We start from the raw sequence: 19,594 nt of genomic DNA on the forward strand, positions 1-19,594 counted from the left end.
CCTGTAAACCGTTTACAGGACGCTTGTTTGTAAATATCCAACAAGGTTTAAGCTTGGAACGACCACGCTAAAATGTGCGTGTGTTTTTGTCCTTGTGACATTTCCAAAACTTGAATGTGCGGCACTTTGCGCTTTTTCAATTCTTTTTTCAATGGCGGCACATGGTTGAGGTTAGACACGATCGAGGTGAACCAGCCGACTTGTTTGGCATAATGCACGCTTTCGTCAATCATGCTGCGCAAAAAGGCCAATTCGCCACCTTCGCACCACAATTCTTGTTGTTGACCACCAAAATTGCGCACGCTAGAAGATTTTGCGCCTTTCAGATTGCGCCATTTGCGCGCTGCTTGGGCGTTGGCTTCATCTTGCGACCTGAAAAATGGCGGGTTACACAGCGTGATATCAAAATATTCGCCTGTTTGAATGATGCTATTGAAAATGTGTTCAGGCCGCTTTTGTTGGCGCAATTGTATGTTTTGCAATAATGGATGCGCATCAATCAATTTTTGAGCGTGTTTGAGTGCGCTTGGGCTGACTTCGCTGCCAACCATTTCCCAATTTAAAGCTCGATGGGCGATGATGGGATAAATCAAATTGGCGCCTGTGCCAATATCCAAAGCCTTAATTGGCAAGGCTTGGCGGTTTACAGGACGCTGTTGTAATAAATCAGCGATGTGGTGAATGTAATCGGCACGTCCCGGAATCGGTGGGCACAAAAATCCTTGTGGCAGCGTCCATTGGTCGATGCCATAAAAATGTTTGAGCAAGGCTTTGTTCAAACACACCACCGCTTTGGCATTGGCAAAAGCTATACTGGCTTCGCCTTTGGGTGTTTGGATGATGAAGCCTTTTAATTCAGGCAAGGTTTTGACCAACGCAGCCAAATCATAACGTCCGTGATGCGGATTGTTAGGGTGCAATGTATTGGTTTTGGCTTGAGGTGGCGTGTTGTGCGCAGAGGTTTGAGCAGGTTTCATGGTCAGTTTGCAAATCGATTAAGGCTTTATTTTAGCATGGATGCGTGTTGGCTTCGTTGACTTACTGCGAGGCGAGCGCTTTGGCATTGGGTTTGCATGTATGGCTTGGTTGAGATGGATGTGATTGAAAGTATACAAAAATGCAGTGGTTTTGGATGGAATTGATTGCCGTGAGTGTGACAGCATTGCAAGGCTATGTGTTGCAACAATATGCACAATCATTAGAGCCAGAAACATCGACTCAAAACACGAATGGTAAGCCGTGGTTGGGTGTGGGTATTTCGGTTGTGTTGTTGTCGGGCTTGGTGTGGCTGTTACAGCAAGGTTGGTTGGAATGATGGTGTTGGGATTTGTTTAGCCCATGAAAAACAGCGTCCTGTAACTTACAGGACGCTGTTTGATGTGATTTGATTTTATTCTGATGCAGATGGTGTGTCGGTATCGATGACATCATCGTTGTCGGACACAACAGGCAAAGCATTAAACCAGCTTTGTACGGTTTGTTCCACTTCTTCGATGCCTTGTTTTTTCAGGCTAGAGAACAATTGCACCGTCACTTGTTGGCGTTCCATATAAGGTTTCAACGCTTTTTTGACCACGCCCAAAGCTTTGATTTGTTCGTTTTTAGATAATTTGTCGGCTTTAGAAAGCAAAATGTGGACAGGTTGACCCGTTTCGGCAAAGAAATCCAACATTTTTTTGTCCAATTCTTTCAATGGATGGCGCACATCCATAATCAAAATCAGACCAATCAAACTTTCGCGTGTTTGCAAGTATTGACCGAGTAAACGCACCCAATGCGCACGCACATCTTCAGGCACTTGCGCATAACCGTAGCCGGGCAAATCCGCTAAAAAATAACCATTGCGCAACTCAAAAAAGTTGATGTGTTGCGTGCGTCCCGGTGTTTTGGACACGTAAGCCAAACGCACATGGTTGGTCAAAGTGTTGATAGCACTGGATTTGCCAGCATTCGAGCGACCCACAAAGGCAATTTCTGCCTTGGTGTAAGGCAAATCTTTTAAGTGGTTCACTGTGGTAAAAAATTGGGCGTTTTGGAATAAAGACATAGTGAGGTATATACCAATCAAACAAGGCATACAGTTTAGCACGTTTTAACCCTGTGATAATTTTGACTTTATTGTAAGTGTGCTGGCAAAAGGCGGCGTGGTCGCGGTTTTGAAGGGCAATAATGGTAAACTGCCGCCGATTGTGATGAAAAACATATTGTTGCTATGGCTTGAGTTAGGATGAAAACAGGCAGCAAACGCTGCTCAAACAGACTGAATGTGATGAAGAAAAAAATACCTTTGAGGCACCGTCCATGGTTTGAATTTTTAAGTTCCATGCGTTTTGCGGTGGCTTTGCTAACTTTGTTGGCGATAGCGTCCATGATAGGCACTGTGTTGCAACAAAATCAGCCTATGACAGATTATGTGGTCAAATTTGGTCCATTTTGGTTTCCCATCTTCAAAACTTTGGGCTTGTTTGATGTGTATGCTGCGCCTTGGTTTGTGGTTATTTTGTTGTTTTTGGTGGTGTCTATCAGTTTGTGCGTGTGGCGGCACACGCCTGCATTTTTGCGTCAAATGCGCTCTTTTCGTTTGAATGCTAGTGCCAAATCCTTGGCAGCCATGAAACACACCGTTTTGTTAGAAGGTGAATTGCCTGTGGCGGTATTGCAGCGTTATTGGCAAGTGCAAGGATTTCAAGTCAAAACCCAAGCCCATGCAGATGGCAGCGTGATGGTGGCAGCGAAAAAAGGCAGCGCCAGCAAACTCGGTTATATATTTGCACACGTTGCGATTGTGGTGATTTGTATTGGCGGCTTGATAGACAGCAATATGGATTTGAATTGGGGGCGTTTGCTTGGGAATATTGTGCCTGACAATCAAACCATCCTAGCCAAAGATTTCGCGCCTGAAGCTCGTTTGGATGCAAAAACTTTGTCGTTTCGTGGCAATGTCACCATAGCGGAAGGGCAAGCCACCGATGTGGTGTTTTTGAATGCGGGCGATGGTTTGGTGGTGCAGGATTTGCCATTTGTCGTCCAATTGGAACGGTTTCATGTGGATTTTTATGAAACAGGCATGCCTAAAAACTTTGCCAGCGATTTGTTGATTACCGATAAACAAAGCGGTCAAACCGAACAGGCAACAATCAAAGTCAATCAACCGTTTATTCAAGATGGCGTGGCGATTTTTCAATCCAGTTTTGGCGATGGCGGTTCAGATTTGGTTTTGCAAGCTTGGGATGTGCGCAGACCTTGGGCAAACTCGGCAAGCGTCCAAGCCAAATCATTGCAAAACTTGCCTTTGGTTTTGGACAATCAAGATTATCAAATTGAATTGGAACAATTGCGGGTTTTGAATGTAGAGGATGCCAATGATACGCCAGCAAGCGTCCTGAAACCTGTCATGCACGATGTGCGCAATGTCAATTCAGCGCAAACGCTGCACAATGTGGGTCCCACTATCACATATAAGGTGCGAAATACCACAGGAGTGGCGCATGAATATTTGTCTTATATGTTGCCGCTTACGCGTGAGGGTGAGCGATATTTTGTGATTGGTGAACGGGCATCGGTGGCAGAGGATTACCGTTGGGTGAAATTGCCAGCCGACCAAGAGGGTGAATTGAAAACGGTAATGTGGTTGCGCCAAGGCTTTGCCAATCCAGCGGTGCGAGACAAAGCGGTGGCGGCGGCATTACAAGACATGGACACAGCGACAGCGGCAAGATTGAAACCTGTGGTCGAACAGGTGTTGCATTTGTTTTCGCAAGGCGGTTATGTGGCGTTGAATGGTTTTGTTGCGACGAATTTTACTGCAACAGAACAGCCGCACATGCAAAAATTATTCACCGACATTTTGCAAATCAGCAGTGTGGTGGTGTTGAATGAAGTGTTGCAAGCCAATGGTGAGGCAGCTTGGCAAGATACGCCTGAACGGGCGCATTTCATGGCGATGGCTTTGGAAGGATTGACCGATTTTAGTCAAATGCAAGCACCGATTTATTTGCAATTGACTGATTTCAAGCAAGTTCAAGCATCTGGTTTGCAAATGGCCAAATCTCCAGGACGCTATTGGGTATATTTAGGCTCGCTGTTGTTGATTTTGGGAACGGTTTGTATGTTTTATGTGCGTGAAAAACGGGTTTGGGTATGGATTGCAAAGGGATCGATGCGGGTGGCGATGAGCGCGAATAAAGACAGCGGTACAGAAATTCAATTGGCTGAGCATGTGCAGCGTTTGCAAAAATTACAGCAGGATTTGTCATCATGAAGCCTGATTTGATGCTTGAACACGAGTATTTACAACAAAAACGTTGGTGGCAGCGTTTGCAAGTGCAAGATGTGGTGTTTGCGTGTGCGGTATTGTTGGTGGCAGTGTGGGTGCAATGCTTTGCAGGCAATGTTCACATGGATGTTTATGACGCAGGCGTGTTGTGGTTGTCGGTTATTTCAGGCATTGCTTTGGCATGGTTTTTCAGGCCGCTACAAGCTTTTGCGCTAGCGTGCACATTGTTATTTGGCTTGGCTTGGTATGCGTATGGCGGGGATTTTGAACGCTCACAAACGGCGTTTGTATTGCAATATTTTGTAGCCAGTCAATCGGCGATGATGTGGTTGTGTGTGTGTAATGTGTTGGCGTTTGTGTGTTATGTGTTGGCTTTGTTGCAAGCTGCGTGGCGGCCTGTAAACCAAAATACGTTGTCTTTGAGTTTGGCGATTGCTTTGTCATGGGCTGGAGCAGTTTTTGGGATGGTGGGTTTATTGGTGCGTTGGCATGAAAGTTATTTGCTGCGTCCTGAAGCTGGTCACATGCCTGTTTCAAATTTGTACGAAGTGTTTATTTTGTTCATGGTGATGATGGCGTTGATGTTTTTGTATTACGCTCGTCGTCATCAGGCTGAGAAATTGGGCGCATTTGTGTATGCTTTGATGGTGGTTTTGGTGGCGTTTGTGTTGTGGTATAGCGCAGTGCGTGGCGCACATCAAATTCAGCCTTTGATTCCTGCCTTACAATCTTGGTGGATGAAAATCCATGTGCCCGCCAATTTTGTCGGTTATGGTGCTTTTTGTATTGCGGCGGTTTTGGGTGTGGCGCAATTGTGGGTTTTGAAGCGTCCTGAACAAACCATCTTGCCTGATGCCAACGTGATTGATGAAATCATGTACCGCGCCATTGCAGTGGGATTTTTGTTTTTCACGATTGCCACTGTTTTGGGTGCTTTGTGGGCGGCCGAGGCGTGGGGGCGTTATTGGTCTTGGGATCCCAAAGAAACTTGGGCTTTGATTGTGTGGCTTAATTATGCAGTATGGCTGCATTTGCGTTTGGTGTCAGGTTGGCGTGGGCGCTTATTGGCTTGGTGGGCGATTGTTGGTTTTTTTATCACTGCGTTTGCTTTTTTGGGTGTGAATATGCTTTTAAGTGGCTTGCATTCTTATGGTAGTTTGTAAAGTTATCCCAAAACTTGCTTAAATTGAAAACAAGCTGTTACACTTCTAAACATGATTATTACATGGGAGGTGACAGCAATATGAACGAAGATGGTTCGAGTCGACAGACGATACGAGCAGTTTTCTTTTATTTTTTTGTTGTTGCGCCCTAACTATTTGCAGGCAACCTAATCTATGTGATTAGGTTGCCTGTTTTTGTTTATTTTTATTTGGAATAAATACACATGGATTTAAGTTGGGTATTGGAACCTGCGACACTGGCAGGCTTCTTCACCTTATTGATTTTAGAAGTGGTGCTGGGCATTGATAACTTGGTGTTCGTGGCGATTTTGGCGAACAAAGTCAAACCCCAACACCGAGACAAAGCCCGTTTGATTGGTTTGGGCTTGGCCGTCGTAATGCGCGTTATCATGTTGGGTTTGATGGCGTATGTGATGACTTGGCAAGAGCCTCTATTTACAGTGTTGGGCAATGAAATTTCTGGCAAAGACCTCATCATGCTTGGTGGTGGTTTGTTCTTATTGTACAAAGCGACAACCGAGTTACATGAGCGTTTAGAAGGCCATGCTGAATACGCAGATGTGAAACAAAAGAAAGGTCATGCTTCTTTCGGTTCTGTAGTGGCACAAATTGTCATCTTGGATTTGGTGTTTTCTGTCGATGCGGTGATTACCGCTGCGGCGATGGTAGAGCACATTACCATTGCGATGGCAGCTGTGATTGTGGCGATGGGCATCATGATTTGGGCATCTAAACCATTGACCGATTTTGTCAACAAACACCCAACTGTCGTGATGTTGTGTTTGGGCTTCTTGTTGATGATTGGTTTCAGTTTGATTGCCGAAGGTTTGGGCTTCAAGATTCCTAAAGGTTATTTGTATGCGGCGATTGGTTTCTCTATTTTGATTGAAATCTTCAATCAAGTATCGACTAAAAACCGTAAGAAAAATGATTTTTCGGTTAAAACTTGGCGCTCTCGTGCTGCTGACAATGTTTTGGGTATGATGGGCATTCGTGAAACTTTACTGGCCAAAGACGGTGCGGTTAATGGTGATAGCAGCCGTTTTGAAGATAATGAAAAATGGATGATTAAGAGCGTGTTGACCTTGGCTGAGCGTCCGATTTTGGGCGTGATGACACCGCGTCCTGAAATCGAGCGTTTGGACATTTCTCAAAGCCAAGAGCAACAAAATACCCAATTGCAAAGAACACCGTTCTCTCGTTTGATGGTGGTGGGTAAGGCTGGTATTGATGAACCTTTGGGTTATATCAATAAAAAAGATTTGTTGGCACAAGTGTTGAGCGATGGCGCTTTCAGTGTGCACAAAGCTTTGCGTCAACCCTTAATTTTGACCGAAAACGCAACCGTCCTGAATGCCATGGAATTGTTCCGAGCGCAAAGTGCTGATTTGGCTTTGGTGGTCGATGAGTTTGGTGCGATTTTGGGTATGGTGACGATGAAAGATTTGATGGAAACCATCGCAGGTGATTTTCCGGAAGAATACGAGCGTGAAGATTCACCGAGCTTGGAAGAGCATGAAGACCACAGCTTCACCGTTGACGGTAGTTTGGAATACACCACCTTGGCACAGCAAATTCAATTGCCGCCTTTGGATGATTCTGTCGATTACCACACGGTCGCAGGCTTGATGATGGATGAATTGCAAGCGATTGCCAATGTGGGCGACAAAGTCGATTACCACCAATACCGTTTTACTGTGTTGGAAAAAGTCGGTCAACGCATTGAGCGCATCAAAGTGGAACGCATTTCTGACGAAGAGTGGTTTCAAAACAACGAATGATGCAGATGTAAAACATTGGCATCTATCTATAACAGGCGGCTGAGGCTGCCTGTTTTTTTGTGAGAACTACAGATGTCTGAAAACACAGAGTGGATAGTGAAAAAATGGTGTGTTTATTTGATTGAATGTGCCAATGGTGCTTATTATTGTGGCATTACGACCGATGTAAAGCGTCGTTGGCAGCAACATTTGGCTGGCAAAGGTGCCAAATACACCCGAGCCCATCGACCTGTGGCTATGAAAATGTTACAGGACGCTTTGAGCCACACAGACGCTTTGCGACAAGAATACCGTATCAAGCAATTGCCACGTGCGCGCAAGCAGATATTGTGGAATGCTGCGGTATGGTGTTTTCAATCCATTCTTAATAGGAAGAATTTTATGTACCAAGTCCATCAAGTGAACCAAAGTGGTTTGCTAGCGGTATCCGACACCCATCAAATGTATTGGGAAGATTGTGGCAATCCCAACGGTAAACCGGTGATTTTTTTGCATGGTGGCCCCGGTGGTGGTTCGTCACCTGCTACTCGTGGTTTTTTCAATCCTGAGGTATACCGCATCATTCAAATTGACCAACGTGGTTGTGGTCAGTCTTTGCCGCATGCATGTGTAGAGGACAACGATACTTGGAAGATTGTGGCTGATATTGAGGCTTTGCGTGAGCATTTGGGCATTGATAAATGGATGGTGTTTGGCGGCTCTTGGGGTTCCACTTTGTCGTTGGTATATGCTCAAGCGCATCCTGAGCGGGTAACCGAATTGGTGTTGCGTGGTATTTTCTTGTTCCGTGATTTTGAAAGCGATTGGTTGTACAAGCGTGGCGGGGCTTCACAAATTTTCCCTGAAGCATGGGAAGCATTTGAACAATTCATTGCGCCTGAACATCGTGGTGATTTGATCAAAGCGTATCACGATATTTTGTTTGGTGAGGGTGTGTCAGCGAGTTTGAAAATACAGGCCGCTCGTCAATGGTGCGAGTGGGAAGAGCACATTGTGTTTTTGAATCCTCGTGAGCCTGATTCTGATGATGCGCATGTATTGGCCATTTCGAGCATGGAAAACCACTATTTTTATCATCAAGGTTTTATTGGTGAGGACAAAATCATTTTGAACCACATCGATAAAATTCGTCACATTCCGACCATTATTGTGCAAGGTCGTTACGACATTTGTACGCCTATACGCTCGGCTTATGATTTGAAGCAAGCGTTTCCTGAAGCCAGTTTGCGCGTGGTCATTGGTGGGCATTCTAGCTTTGATACTGAGGTGAACAAGGCATTGGTAGCGGCTACCGATGAGTTTGCGCAACATATTTAAATTCAATATGGTTTAACCATTTTAAAGCGTCCTGTAAATTTTTACAGGATGCTTTTTGTATATAAATAAAGATTTTATAAATGAATGGTAAATTTGACGCAATCGGTTTGTTGCGCCAATTCATTGTACAAATCAAGGTTGGCTGGGCGGTGTTTGGATGATGCGTGCCAATACACCAAGCAGCAATTGCGTTCTTGTGCCAACAGCCTTGTTGCCGTAATCAACGCTTTTTCCAATGGTAAAGCGTCGCTGTCACTGGCTGCATGAACATGTAAATCTTCTACATAACAACAATCTCGTGCATCCCAAGTATTGTGATGAAACACCAAGTGGGCGAAACCTTGTAGCTTGTTATTGGCATACACACCCAAGCCAATTAAATTGGTTTCATTGGCGCTTAAAATGTATTTCCAAGTATTTAATGTGGTGTCATGAGACAGATTGGCTTGGTGAGTTTGTAGATATTGTTGCCAAAGTGTTAGCCAGTCGTTGTAGTCGTGTAGTTGTAAGGCTTGCGTTTGTATCATGATGGCGGCTCTTTTTTGAAATGGGTTGGTGTTTCTTTAAGGCGCAAACCATCTGCCAAAAGTTCCAAGGTTGGACGGCAATATGAAGCGTATAGGGATAGAAATGGCGTTTGGAAAAATTTGAATTTGAGGCAGTTAAATGGAATTTTTAAACAGAAATTTTTTGGCGGTTTGGTGTCAATTAAATAATTGATTTTATTATTTAATTCAATCTTAATGAGCTGAATGTATCAACCATATACCATATGACATATTTTTATATATGTCGAGCTGATAATACAAATGAACTTAATCATAAAAATCAATCAAAAATATGACTTGTGAGTTTGATTTTTAAGTCATATATTTTTAGTATGAGCTCCATCAAACAAAATTGTTTTAATTGTTTTTATTGGTAAAAAACCTTTCTGTAGGTCAGATAATCAGGTTATCTTGATGAGTCCAAAAGGTTGTTTTATTGGTAGTGAACACATTTCCTCATAATTCACGGAGTTTTAGAGATGACTGATCATTCAAAAGCCAACGGTTGCCCATTCCAAAATGGTGCCCAAACGACTCAAGCCGCTCCAGACAATGCATTTTGGTGGCCTAATGCCTTAAATTTGGATATTTTGTCGCAACATGACAAAAAAACCAATCCACTAGATCCAGATTTCAACTATGCACAAGCGTTCCAATCTTTGGATTTGGAAGCCATTAAAAATGACCTTCGTGAGTTGATTAACAGCAGCCAAGATTGGTGGCCATCTGATTATGGCAGCTATATCGGTATGTTCGTGCGTACTGCGTGGCATTTGGCAGGCTCTTACCGCAAGCAAGACGGTCGTGGTGGCGCTAATACGGGTAATCAACGTTTTGCACCACTGAACAGTTGGCCTGACAATGTGAACACTGATAAGGGTCGTCGCTTGTTGTGGCCTATCAAGAAAAAATATGGCAACAAGATTTCTTGGGGCGATTTGATTGTGTTGGCGGGTACGGTCGCTTATGAAGAAGCAGGTTTGAAAACCTATGGTTTTGCGGGCGGTCGTGAAGACATTTGGCATCCTGAAAAAGACATTTACTGGGGTACTGAGCGCAAATGGTTGGATGAAACCAAAAACCGTTATGACGATGTAGACAATCGTGACACTTTGGAAAATCCTTTGGCTGCGGTGCAAATGGGTTTGATTTATGTGAATCCAGAAGGTGTGGATGGTGTACAAGACCCATTGCGTACGGCACAAGACATGCGTGTGACCTTCGATCGCATGGGTATGGATGATGAAGAAACTGTGGCCTTGACCGCAGGTGGTCATACGGTTGGTAAGTGTCATGGCAATGGTAAGGCTGAAAACTTGGGCGCAGACGTTGAAGGTGCCGATGTTGAGTTTCAAGGTTTGGGTTGGCACAATCCTGAAGGCTCAGGCAATGGTTCAAATACCATGGTCAGCGGCTTGGAAGGCGCTTGGACGACGCATCCAACCAAATGGGACAATGGTTTCTTCCATTTGTTATTGAGTTATGAGTGGGAAAAAACCTTGAGTCCAGCCGGCGCCAAGCAGTGGGAACCTGTGAACATCAAAGAAGAAGACAAACCTGTTGATGCTCACAATCCAGACATCCGTCGCAACCCAATGATGACGGATGCGGATATGGCGTTAAAAATTGACCCTGAATACCGCAAAATTTCTGAGCGTTTCCATCAAGACCCAGCTTACTTCTCTGAAGTGTTTGCACGTGCTTGGTTCAAATTGACTCACCGTGATATGGGTCCTAAATCTCGCTACTTGGGCGCAGATGTACCTGCTGAAGATTTGATTTGGCAAGACCCGATTCCTGCGGTGGATTACACTTTGTCAGACAGCGACGTGGCAGAATTGAAAGCCACTTTGTTAAATAGTGGTTTGAGCACGGCTGAATTGGTGGCGACGGCTTGGGACAGCGCGCGTACCTTCCGTGGTTCGGATTTCCGTGGTGGTGCCAACGGTGCGCGCATTCGTTTGGAGCCACAACGCCAATGGCAAGGCAACGAGCCTGAGCGTTTGAACAAAGTATTGGCGAAATTGGAAGAAATCCAAGCGAGCTTGCCTAAAAAAGTCAGCATTGCCGATTTGATTGTTTTGGGTGGTACGGCTGCGGTTGAAAAAGCCGCCAAAGCTGCGGGCGTTGACATTGTAGTGCCATTCACCGCAGGTCGTGGTGATGCGACACAAGAGCAAACCGATGTGTATTCGTTTGAAGATTTGGAACCTAAAGCAGACGGTTTCCGTAACTTCATCAAAGCCGATTACGTGGTGCAGCCTGAAGAAATGTTGTTAGACCGTGCGCAATTGCAAGGTTTGACTGCGCCTGAAATGACAGTGTTGGTAGGTGGTTTGCGTGTATTGGGTGCCAATTATGGCGATTGCAAACATGGTGTGTTCACTGACAACGTCGGCGTTTTGAGCAATGACTTCTTTGCAGTGTTGACCGACATGGCTTATAACTGGAAACCAACGGGCAAAAACTCTTACAACATTGTTGACCGTGCTTCAGGCGCAACCAAATACACCGCTTCTCGTGTGGATTTGGTGTTTGGTTCTAACTCAATTTTGCGCTCTTACGCTGAAGTGTATGCACAAGACGACAACAAAGCGAAATTTGTGAAAGACTTTGTTGCCGCTTGGGTCAAAGTAATGGATGCAGACCGTTTTGATGTATAAGTCAACATAGCACAATCCATCAACCGTCCTGTAAAGGGCGGTTTTTTTTGGATTGGAATACCATAAAAATGGTTTACAGGCCGCTTGATAGCGTTTTGGGTATCTACTTGACGCGCATCTTGATAACAGATGTTATAAGTTGATTTTGTATTGGATGAAGTTGGTTTGAGTGGCCAATTGGTCATACACAATTTGTGCATGGTGATTGTCTTTGGCGGTGACCCAATACAGGCGACAACAATTTTGTTCGATGGCAATTTGTTGCGCGGCTTTAATTAAGGTTTTCCCTAAGCCTTGGGAGCGATGGTCAGGGCTGACAAATAAATCTTCTAAATAGCAACAAGGTTGGGTGCTCCAAGTATTCGGATGCAACACCAAATGCGTAAAACCTTGTAACACGCCATCGACAAATACGCCCAAGCCTAACATGGCTGTATTTGAATTTTCTGTCAGACGCTGCCAAGTATGTAGCGTCACTTCTTCTGGCAATGACGTTTCGTAAAATACCAAATATTGTTGCCACAAATTGTTCCACATTGCAAAATCATTGGCTTGTAAAACTCGGATGGTGACCATATTCAAAGCGTCCTGTAAAAAGATTTTGGGATAAAAAAAGCGTCCTGTAAAGGTTTACAGGACGCTTTTTTAGGCTTAAACCATCCATTGCCAAATCATTAAAATGGCGGCTACGGCAAAGCAATAATAAGAAAAATACAGCAATTTGCCTTTTTGCATGATGCCCATGAACCATTGCAAAGCATAATAAGTGGTGATGGTGGTGACGACAAAAGTGACTGCGTAATAAAACATTTGCTCACCGCTCACGCTCATGTCGAGCAATTTTTTAGCGCCTAAAACCAAGCCACCAATGCTGACAGGAATGTACAACATGAACGAATATTTTAAAGCAGCCGCAGGATTGAGTTGACGCGCCAAACCTGCAACCACCGTCGCACCAGAACGGCTGATGCCGGGAGTTAAAGCCACTGCTTGAGCCAAACCAATGATGATTGCATCTTTAATAGTCATGGAGTCCGTTTGGCGTTGACCACGTTGGCGGCTGATAATCAATAAGGCAATGCCTGTGATGGTTAAAGTCACGGCAATGACGCTCAGGGTGATGTCGGTTTCCAATGCATCTTTGAATAAAATGCCCAGCACGCCCGCAGGAATGGTGCCGATGATGACCCACAACACAAAGCGAAAGCTATGACGGTCTTCAGGACGCTTGTGGCTGATATAGCGTGCGCTTTCTTGGGTGATGGTCAATAAATCTTTGCGGTAAAAAAACAAAATCGCCACCAAAGAAGCGGTATTGGTTAACAAAGCAAAGAAAAAGCTGCTGTCGGCAAAGCCTAAAATATGGCTGGCAATCATCACATGACCGCTAGATGAAACGGGAATTGGCTCGGTCAGACCTTGTACCAAACCAATGATGATGTATTTCAAACTCTCTAACAAAATATCCAAAACTGCTCCTTCATACAGTCAATGCGTGTTTGACCAATGGGTTTTGGTCAAACAAAGCAGGTTGGTTTCTAGTTGAAACAGTGGCTGTATGGTGTTTGTTTTAAAAGTGCAAGTATCAGTCTTGCTGTTTTCGTGGATGACAAAGCTTTTGGTGTGAGGCACAACTGGCTCTATGCCAAGAGGAATTTGTCGATGGGTCGATATTGTAGCGGCAGGGTTGGTGAATTGAAAATATTTTGCACAGAAATAACATGACATGTGCTGAAAAATGTTTTGGGAAATGCTGCATAAAAGAGTGTATTTCCATGAAAAACCAAGCGTCCTGTAAAGATGGATTGTATTTTTTGTTTCTGGTATTGGCTATAATGAAGTATTAAATGAGCACTTAAGCAATTGATAAAAGATATTAAACATGAGTTTTGATACAGATTAACTCTGACAGAAACTTAAGTTTGGCGTAAAATAAAGCCCATTTTATTTGCGAAATTTGGGTCCATGATTTACCCCACAGTTTATGATGTGATCGTCGTTGGTGGCGGTCATGCAGGTACAGAAGCGGCTTTGGCGGCTGCTCGTATGGGTGCCAAAACCTTATTGTTAAGCCATAATATTGAAACTTTAGGTGCCATGTCGTGCAATCCGTCTATTGGCGGGATAGGCAAAGGACATTTGGTGCGTGAAGTGGATGCTTTAGGCGGCGCGATGGCCTTAGCAACCGACAAAAGCGGCATTCAATTTCGCCGCTTAAATGCATCCAAAGGTCCTGCGGTACGAGCCACTCGTGCACAAGCGGACCGAGTGCTTTATAAAGCTGCGATACGCTATATGTTGGAAAACCAAGAAAACTTGGATTTGTTTCAACAGCAAGTGGAAGATGTGACGCTAGATGGCGACCGTATTGATGGCGTGATCACGTCTATGGGCGTGATTTTCAAAGCGCGTTCAGTGGTGTTGACTGCGGGCACATTCTTGTCAGGTAAAATTCACATTGGTTTGGAAAACTACCAAGGTGGTCGTGCAGGGGATCCTGCTGCAATGGGTTTGGGCAGCCGTTTGCGTGAATTGCAATTGCCACAAGGCCGCCTGAAAACAGGTACGCCACCTCGCATTGATGGTCGCACGATTGATTTTTCACAATTGACCGAACAACCGGGTGACACGCCAACGCCGATTTTCTCGGTGCGTGGTTCACGTGCGATGCATCCGCGCCAAGTGTCTTGTTGGATTACACACACCAATTTGCAAACGCACGACATCATTCGCAGTGGTTTTGACCGCAGTCCAATGTTCACCGGCAAAATTGAAGGTGTGGGTCCGCGTTATTGCCCGTCGATTGAAGACAAAATCAACCGTTTTGCCGACAAAGAATCGCATCAAATTTTCTTAGAGCCAGAAGGTTTGGATACGCATGAATATTATCCAAATGGTATTTCTACTTCTTTGCCATTTGACATTCAAATTGCATTGGTGCGTTCAATGACAGGTTTGGAAAATGCGCACATTTTGCGTCCAGGCTACGCGATTGAGTATGATTATTTCGATCCACGCAATTTGAAAGCCAGTTTGGAAACCAAAACGATTGCAGGCTTATTTTTTGCAGGTCAAATCAACGGTACGACAGGTTACGAAGAAGCGGCGGCGCAAGGCTTGTTAGCAGGTGCCAATGCGGTGCGCTTTGTGCGTGATTTGGAGCCATTGGTATTGCACCGTGAAGAAGCATATTTAGGCGTGTTGGTCGATGATTTGATTACCAAAGGGGTGAATGAACCATATCGCATGTTCACCAGCCGTGCCGAATACCGTTTGCAATTGCGTGAAGACAATGCTGACATGCGTTTGACGGCAATTGGTCATGAGGCAGGTTTGATTGGTGAGGCGCAATGGCGTTCGTTTAACGAAAAACGTGAAGCCGTTGAACAAGAAGTACAGCGTTTGCGTTCGACTTGGTTTACACCGAAAACCTTACCGGAAGCGGATCAAGTTCGTGTCTTGGGTCAAACCATTACGCATGAATACAATTTGTATGAATTGTTGCGTCGTCCAAACGTAGATTATGCAAGTTTAATGAGTTTACCAAATGCCGATACTGAAACTGAGTTTTCAGAAGAGGTAATGGATCAAGTTGAAATTCAGGTGAAATACCAAGGTTATATCGACAGACAGAACGAAGAAATTGTGCGCCGCAAAGAATTGGAAGATTTGCGTTTGCCAAATGACATCGATTATGCCAAAGTCAAGGGATTGTCAGCTGAAGTACAGCAAAAATTGAATTTACATCGACCTGAAACCGTGGGGCAAGCGTCGCGCATTTCAGGCATCACGCCAGCAGCAGTGGCTTTGCTGATGGTTCATATCAAACGGGGTTTTCAGGAAGCGCGTTCATCATGAGTTTAGCATTACCGTATTTGCAAATGGGCTTGCAGCAAATGCAAGTTGAATTGTCATCAGAACAACAACAAAAATTATTGGATTACGTAGCTTTATTGTTGAAGTGGAACAGCACTTACAATTTGACTGCTTTGCGTCAAGAAGACCAAATGTTGACCCATCATGTTTTGGACAGTTTGACTTTGTTGCCATATTTGGATGGCATCAATACTTTGATTGATGTTGGTTCAGGTGGTGGCATGCCTGGCATTCCAACAGCGATTTGACGTCCTGAAATTCAAATTACTTTATTGGATGCCAACAGCAAAAAAACTTCGTTTTTAAGCCAAGCGGTGATTGAATTGGGTTTGAAGAACGTCAAAGTTATTACAGGACGCGTTGAAGCTTTGGAAGGTGTGCAGTTTGATGCTGTGACCAGTCGTGCATTTGCAGAGTTGAAAGACTTTGTGAATTTGACAGGTCAATTATTGCGTCCTGAAGGTTCATGGTTGGCGATGAAGGGCGTGTATCCATACGAAGAAATTGCCCAATTGCCTGAAGGTGTGCATGTGGAAAAAGTGGAAAAAATGATGGTGCCATCTTTGGAAGCAGAACGTCACATGGTCATTGTTAAACAAGGCGCAGCTGTATGACGGCCCAAGTTTGGGCGGTAGCCAATCAAAAGGGTGGGGTGGGTAAAACCACCACCGTGGTGAATGTGGCTGCCTCCCTAGTGCACTTGGGTAAGAAAGTGTTGATTGTGGATCTCGATCCACAAGGCAACGCCACGACAGGCAGTGGCGTTAATAAAACCAGCATCAAACACGGTGTTTATGGTGTGTTGTTGTGTGAGGCTGAGGTTCACGAAGCTGTGAGCCACAGCAAAACAGGTGCTTACGATGTTTTGGGTGCCAACCGAGCTTTGGCAGGTGCGGAAGTGGAGTTGGTGCAAGAAATTGCTCGTGAAATGCGCTTGAAAAATGCTTTGGCGCAAGTTGCCGATCAATACGACTATATATTGATTGATTGCCCACCGACTTTGACGTTATTAACATTGAATGGCTTGGTCGCTGCTGACAAAGTGTTGGTGCCGATGGTGTGCGAATACTATTCGCTAGAAGGCATTTCGGATTTGGTGGCGACTGTGCGCAAGATACGCATGGCGATTAATCCTAAATTAGCGATTGGTGGTGTGGTGCGGACGATGTTTGATAAGCGTAGTTTGTTGGCGCAAGAAGTGTCTGAGCAATTGACTGAGCATTTTGGCAAAGAATTGTTTGAGACGGTGATTCCACGCAACGTGCGTTTGGCAGAAGCACCTAGCCATGGTATGCCTGCTTTGATGTATGACCCGAAAGCGCGTGGTACTTTGGCATATTTGGATTTGGCACAAGAATTATTGGCTCGAGCAGAGGCGTAAATGGCAAAATTAAAAGGGTTGGGTCGGGTTTGGAGTCGTTGCTTGCCAGTGGCGATGCCGGTGCGGATGATAAATTGACCAGTTTGAATGTGGCACAAATTCGCCCAGGTCGTTATCAACCTCGTTTGGTGATGGATGATGATGAATTGGCAGATTTGGCTGAATCCATTCGAGCGCAAGGTTTGATTCAACCTGTGATTGTGCGTGAATTGGGTTTGTCTGATTATGAGTTGATTGCAGGCGAACGTCGTTGGCGTGCATGTCAATTGGCGGGCTTAACCGAAATCCCTGCGGTGATTAAGGCTGTCAATGATGAAGCGGCGTTGGCGATGGGCATCATCGAAAATATTCAGCGTGCCGATTTAAATCCGATTGAAGAAGCGATGGGTTTTAAGCGTTTGATTGATGAGTTTGGTTTGACGCACGAAGCTTTGGCGCATGCAGTCGGACGTAGTCGCAGTGGCGTGAGCAACAGTTTGCGTTTGTTGTCGTTACCCAATCAAATACAAGACATGGTGGCAGCCAATCAATTGGAAATGGGTCATGCACGCGTACTGGTTGCATTGCCGATTTTAGGACAGTTGGAATTGGCAGCTAAGGCAGTAGAGCAAGGCTGGAGCGTGCGTGAAATAGAGCAACAGGCCGCTTCTTGGAGTCAATCGACTGCGGCTTACAAAACACCAAAAATGCCTAATCAGGATTTGTTGCGTCTGCAAGAAATGTTAGCAGAACAGTTGGGTTTGAAAGTCAGTATTCAGGCCAATCAGAAACAAAAAGGCAAACTTGTTTTACATTTTAATAATATCGATGAATTTCAGCATTTATTGTCCGTGTTAAAGTTAGAGGAAATGTCCTAATTTTTGAAGCAAAGGTGTCGTTTTGTTGCAACTGCAAACCATGCCTTTGTAAGCCTCTAAATCATTCAATTTCTTGTTTTTTTCGGCATCGGGTTCACAAAAATTTACTGATTATCTTGACTAGGCAAAGTGCTTTCATTATAGTACGGGGGCTTTGAAAGGCCTACCAAGACATGAAGAAAGTAATTTCATATCAACTTGTTGTTATTGCTTGTTATGCTTTAGGCCTTTACTTGGTCTGGGGACAGGTGGCAGCAGTCTCTGGATTAGCAGGTGCATTAAGTTACGCTATTCCCAATATGGTCGCGGTGTTAATTTTAAGTCTTTTTTCCATCAATCCTGTGATGTCATATGCCGCATTTATGGTGGCAGAAGGCTTAAAAATAACACTGGCAGCAGTGATGATGCTCTTAATTATGTATTTTTTCCACACGCAAATCATGTGGCTACCATTCATAATTGGACTCATCATCTCCAGTCATATCGTTTTTATTGTTTTTTGGAAATTAAATCATGGCGAGTGAAAGCAGCGGCAACTGGGCCGCGGATTACATCAATCACCACTTGGTGAACTACACGAATCAGCCAGAAGCACAAAAAAGCATCGTTGATTTCTCTTATTGGAATATCGACAGTATTGTTGTTTCCATTGTATTGGGTGCGATTTCTTTATTTGTATTGTGGCGTGGTGCGAAAGCAGCAACTTCTGGTGTGCCAGGACGTTTTCAGGCCGCTTGTGAATTGATGGTTGAATTTGTTGATGATATGTGTAAATCGGTTATCGACAACGCAGAATCACGCAAAGCCATTGGCCCATTGGGTTTGACTTTGTTTGTATGGATCATCGCGATGAATACCATGGACTTGTTGCCATTGGACTTGTTGCCAGTGATTTGGCAAATGATTCAAGGCGATCATCATGCTTACTTGCGTGTGGTACCGACTGCTGACTTGAACGTGCCATTGGCATTGGCAATTGGCGTATTGTTGATTTGCTTCTACTACAACATCAAGATCAAAGGCTTTGGCGGTTGGATGCATGAATTGTTCTCTGCACCATTCGGTCCTGCGGTTGGTCCGATTAACTTTTTAATGCAAATTATTGAATTTATTTCAAAAACCGTTTCTCACGGTATGCGATTGTTCGGTAATATGTATGCTGGTGAATTGATTTTCATGTTGATCGCTTTGTTGGGTGGTTCTTGGGCAGTGGGTGGTTCTATCGGTATTTTGGATCCGTTCTTGTTCTTGGTACACATCTTGGCAGGTTCTGCTTGGGCAATCTTCCACATTTTGGTTATTGTTTTGCAAGCGTTCATTTTCATGGTTTTGACTTTTGTTTACATTGGCCAAGCCCACGACCATCACTAAGCTTGAAGCTGGTGACGAGTTGAATAGAATTTTTGTATAGAATTTCATTAGTTGAAATATTTTGTAGTTTTTTTTGATCCCTTTCTTTATCTAGGAGTTTTAAAATGGGTTTGATCGCTATCGCTTGTGGTTTGATCGTTGCTTTTGGTGCTATGGGCGCTGCTATTGGTATCGCTATGGTTGGTTCTAAATACTTGGAATCTTCTGCACGTCAACCTGAATTGATGGGTCCATTGCAAACTAAATTGTTCTTGATCGCTGGTTTGATCGATGCTGCGTTCTTGATCGGTGTTGCTATCGCATTGTTATTCGCATTCGTTAACCCATTTGCAGGCTAATT

The 19,594-nt window shown here is 44.4% G+C and carries 17 protein-coding genes and 2 pseudogenes; 14 read left to right on the top strand and 5 right to left on the bottom strand.

Going from position 1 to position 19,594, the window contains the following annotated elements; translation table 11 throughout:
* Positions 1-47: 47 nt before the first annotated feature.
* Positions 48-977, bottom strand: a complete 930-nt coding sequence (gene rlmF, locus H150_RS0105000; RefSeq protein ID WP_019957958.1) for a 23S rRNA (adenine(1618)-N(6))-methyltransferase RlmF — start codon at positions 975-977, stop codon at positions 48-50.
* A 140-nt stretch (positions 978-1,117) separates the two neighbouring features.
* Here rlmF and H150_RS0105005 point away from each other — a divergent pair, with 140 nt between their 5' ends.
* On the top strand, positions 1,118-1,315 hold the full coding sequence (locus H150_RS0105005; protein ID WP_019957959.1) for a hypothetical protein: 198 nt from the start codon (positions 1,118-1,120) through the stop codon (positions 1,313-1,315).
* A gap of 75 nt (positions 1,316-1,390) precedes the next feature.
* Here H150_RS0105005 and yihA read toward each other — a convergent pair whose 3' ends face one another.
* Positions 1,391-2,047, bottom strand: coding sequence for a ribosome biogenesis GTP-binding protein YihA/YsxC (gene yihA / locus H150_RS0105010; RefSeq protein WP_019957960.1), 657 nt, complete (start codon positions 2,045-2,047; stop codon positions 1,391-1,393).
* Positions 2,048-2,269: 222 nt separating this feature from the next.
* Between yihA and H150_RS0105015 the strand changes: the two genes are divergently transcribed.
* From H150_RS0105015 to pip, 5 genes and pseudogenes are all read left to right on the top strand, one after another.
* A complete protein-coding gene (locus tag H150_RS0105015) occupies positions 2,270-4,261 on the top strand; it encodes a cytochrome c biogenesis protein ResB (RefSeq protein WP_051082997.1) in 1,992 nt (663 codons plus the stop codon).
* A complete protein-coding gene (gene ccsB / locus H150_RS0105020; protein ID WP_019957962.1) occupies positions 4,258-5,439 on the top strand; it encodes a c-type cytochrome biogenesis protein CcsB in 1,182 nt (393 codons plus the stop codon). The genes H150_RS0105015 and ccsB overlap by 4 nt, the downstream gene beginning before the upstream one ends.
* A gap of 224 nt (positions 5,440-5,663) precedes the next feature.
* Positions 5,664-7,241: a TerC family protein gene (locus H150_RS0105025; RefSeq protein ID WP_019957963.1), complete on the top strand. Its 1,578-nt coding sequence runs from the start codon at positions 5,664-5,666 to the stop codon at positions 7,239-7,241.
* 72 nt (positions 7,242-7,313) lie between these two features.
* Positions 7,314-7,544 (top strand): annotated as a pseudogene (locus H150_RS15205) (GIY-YIG nuclease family protein); the annotation flags it as partial.
* Between the two features lie 78 nt (positions 7,545-7,622).
* Positions 7,623-8,558, top strand: a complete 936-nt coding sequence (pip, locus tag H150_RS0105030) for a prolyl aminopeptidase (RefSeq protein WP_026353490.1) — start codon at positions 7,623-7,625, stop codon at positions 8,556-8,558.
* Positions 8,559-8,632: 74 nt separating this feature from the next.
* Here the strand turns inward: pip and H150_RS14730 are convergent, their stop codons facing one another.
* Positions 8,633-9,085 carry a hypothetical protein gene (locus tag H150_RS14730; protein WP_019957965.1) on the bottom strand — a complete coding sequence of 151 codons (453 nt, stop codon included), beginning with the start codon at positions 9,083-9,085 and terminating at the stop codon, positions 8,633-8,635.
* A 500-nt stretch (positions 9,086-9,585) separates the two neighbouring features.
* On the opposite strand from H150_RS14730, the gene katG reads away from it, so the two are divergent.
* Entirely contained in the window at positions 9,586-11,769 is a 2,184-nt protein-coding gene (katG, locus tag H150_RS0105040) for a catalase/peroxidase HPI (protein ID WP_019957966.1), read from the top strand.
* Positions 11,770-11,901: 132 nt separating this feature from the next.
* Here the strand turns inward: katG and H150_RS0105045 are convergent, their stop codons facing one another.
* Together H150_RS0105045 and H150_RS0105050 are read right to left on the bottom strand one after the other, a co-directional pair.
* Positions 11,902-12,345: a GNAT family N-acetyltransferase gene (locus H150_RS0105045; RefSeq protein ID WP_019957967.1), complete on the bottom strand. Its 444-nt coding sequence runs from the start codon at positions 12,343-12,345 to the stop codon at positions 11,902-11,904.
* Between the two features lie 75 nt (positions 12,346-12,420).
* A complete protein-coding gene (locus tag H150_RS0105050; protein WP_019957968.1) occupies positions 12,421-13,239 on the bottom strand; it encodes an undecaprenyl-diphosphate phosphatase in 819 nt (272 codons plus the stop codon).
* Between the two features lie 495 nt (positions 13,240-13,734).
* Between H150_RS0105050 and mnmG the strand changes: the two genes are divergently transcribed.
* From mnmG to atpE, 7 genes and pseudogenes are all read left to right on the top strand, one after another.
* Positions 13,735-15,627, top strand: coding sequence for a tRNA uridine-5-carboxymethylaminomethyl(34) synthesis enzyme MnmG (gene mnmG / locus H150_RS0105055; protein ID WP_019957969.1), 1,893 nt, complete (start codon positions 13,735-13,737; stop codon positions 15,625-15,627).
* A pseudogene (gene rsmG, locus H150_RS13775) lies at positions 15,624-16,259 on the top strand (16S rRNA (guanine(527)-N(7))-methyltransferase RsmG). The gene mnmG and the pseudogene rsmG overlap by 4 nt, the downstream one beginning before the upstream one ends.
* On the top strand, positions 16,256-17,026 hold the full coding sequence (locus H150_RS0105065; protein WP_019957972.1) for a ParA family protein: 771 nt from the start codon (positions 16,256-16,258) through the stop codon (positions 17,024-17,026). The pseudogene rsmG and the gene H150_RS0105065 overlap by 4 nt, the downstream one beginning before the upstream one ends.
* Positions 17,027-17,055: 29 nt before the next feature.
* Entirely contained in the window at positions 17,056-17,883 is an 828-nt protein-coding gene (locus tag H150_RS0105070; RefSeq protein ID WP_019957973.1) for a ParB/RepB/Spo0J family partition protein, read from the top strand.
* A 173-nt stretch (positions 17,884-18,056) separates the two neighbouring features.
* On the top strand, positions 18,057-18,407 hold the full coding sequence (locus H150_RS13780) for an ATP synthase subunit I (RefSeq protein ID WP_019957974.1): 351 nt from the start codon (positions 18,057-18,059) through the stop codon (positions 18,405-18,407).
* Positions 18,397-19,254 carry a F0F1 ATP synthase subunit A gene (gene atpB / locus H150_RS0105080; protein WP_019957975.1) on the top strand — a complete coding sequence of 286 codons (858 nt, stop codon included), beginning with the start codon at positions 18,397-18,399 and terminating at the stop codon, positions 19,252-19,254. Before H150_RS13780 ends, atpB begins: the two co-directional genes overlap by 11 nt.
* 104 nt (positions 19,255-19,358) lie before the next feature.
* Positions 19,359-19,592 carry a F0F1 ATP synthase subunit C gene (atpE, locus tag H150_RS0105085; protein WP_019957976.1) on the top strand — a complete coding sequence of 78 codons (234 nt, stop codon included), beginning with the start codon at positions 19,359-19,361 and terminating at the stop codon, positions 19,590-19,592.
* Positions 19,593-19,594: the final 2 nt, after the last annotated feature.

The organism is Vitreoscilla stercoraria DSM 513 (assembly GCF_000382305.1).
Taxonomy (GTDB): domain Bacteria; phylum Pseudomonadota; class Gammaproteobacteria; order Burkholderiales; family Neisseriaceae; genus Vitreoscilla; species Vitreoscilla stercoraria.

What these genes read in the sequence shown, in the direction of transcription:
- atpE (WP_019957976.1), top strand. Translation starts at nt 19,359, where the DNA reads ATGGGTTTGATCGCTATCGCTTGTGGTTTGATCGTTGCTTTTGGTGCT.
- ccsB (WP_019957962.1), top strand. Translation starts at nt 4,258, where the DNA reads ATGAAGCCTGATTTGATGCTTGAACACGAGTATTTACAACAAAAACGT.
- katG (WP_019957966.1), top strand. Translation starts at nt 9,586, where the DNA reads ATGACTGATCATTCAAAAGCCAACGGTTGCCCATTCCAAAATGGTGCC.
- H150_RS0105045 (WP_019957967.1), bottom strand. Translation starts at nt 12,345, where the DNA reads ATGGTCACCATCCGAGTTTTACAAGCCAATGATTTTGCAATGTGGAAC.
- pip (WP_026353490.1), top strand. Translation starts at nt 7,623, where the DNA reads ATGTACCAAGTCCATCAAGTGAACCAAAGTGGTTTGCTAGCGGTATCC.
- H150_RS0105005 (WP_019957959.1), top strand. Translation starts at nt 1,118, where the DNA reads ATGCAGTGGTTTTGGATGGAATTGATTGCCGTGAGTGTGACAGCATTG.
- H150_RS0105015 (WP_051082997.1), top strand. Translation starts at nt 2,270, where the DNA reads ATGAAGAAAAAAATACCTTTGAGGCACCGTCCATGGTTTGAATTTTTA.
- H150_RS0105065 (WP_019957972.1), top strand. Translation starts at nt 16,256, where the DNA reads ATGACGGCCCAAGTTTGGGCGGTAGCCAATCAAAAGGGTGGGGTGGGT.
- atpB (WP_019957975.1), top strand. Translation starts at nt 18,397, where the DNA reads ATGGCGAGTGAAAGCAGCGGCAACTGGGCCGCGGATTACATCAATCAC.
- H150_RS0105025 (WP_019957963.1), top strand. Translation starts at nt 5,664, where the DNA reads ATGGATTTAAGTTGGGTATTGGAACCTGCGACACTGGCAGGCTTCTTC.
- mnmG (WP_019957969.1), top strand. Translation starts at nt 13,735, where the DNA reads ATGATTTACCCCACAGTTTATGATGTGATCGTCGTTGGTGGCGGTCAT.
- rlmF (WP_019957958.1), bottom strand. Translation starts at nt 977, where the DNA reads ATGAAACCTGCTCAAACCTCTGCGCACAACACGCCACCTCAAGCCAAA.
- H150_RS13780 (WP_019957974.1), top strand. Translation starts at nt 18,057, where the DNA reads ATGAAGAAAGTAATTTCATATCAACTTGTTGTTATTGCTTGTTATGCT.
- H150_RS14730 (WP_019957965.1), bottom strand. Translation starts at nt 9,085, where the DNA reads ATGATACAAACGCAAGCCTTACAACTACACGACTACAACGACTGGCTA.
- yihA (WP_019957960.1), bottom strand. Translation starts at nt 2,047, where the DNA reads ATGTCTTTATTCCAAAACGCCCAATTTTTTACCACAGTGAACCACTTA.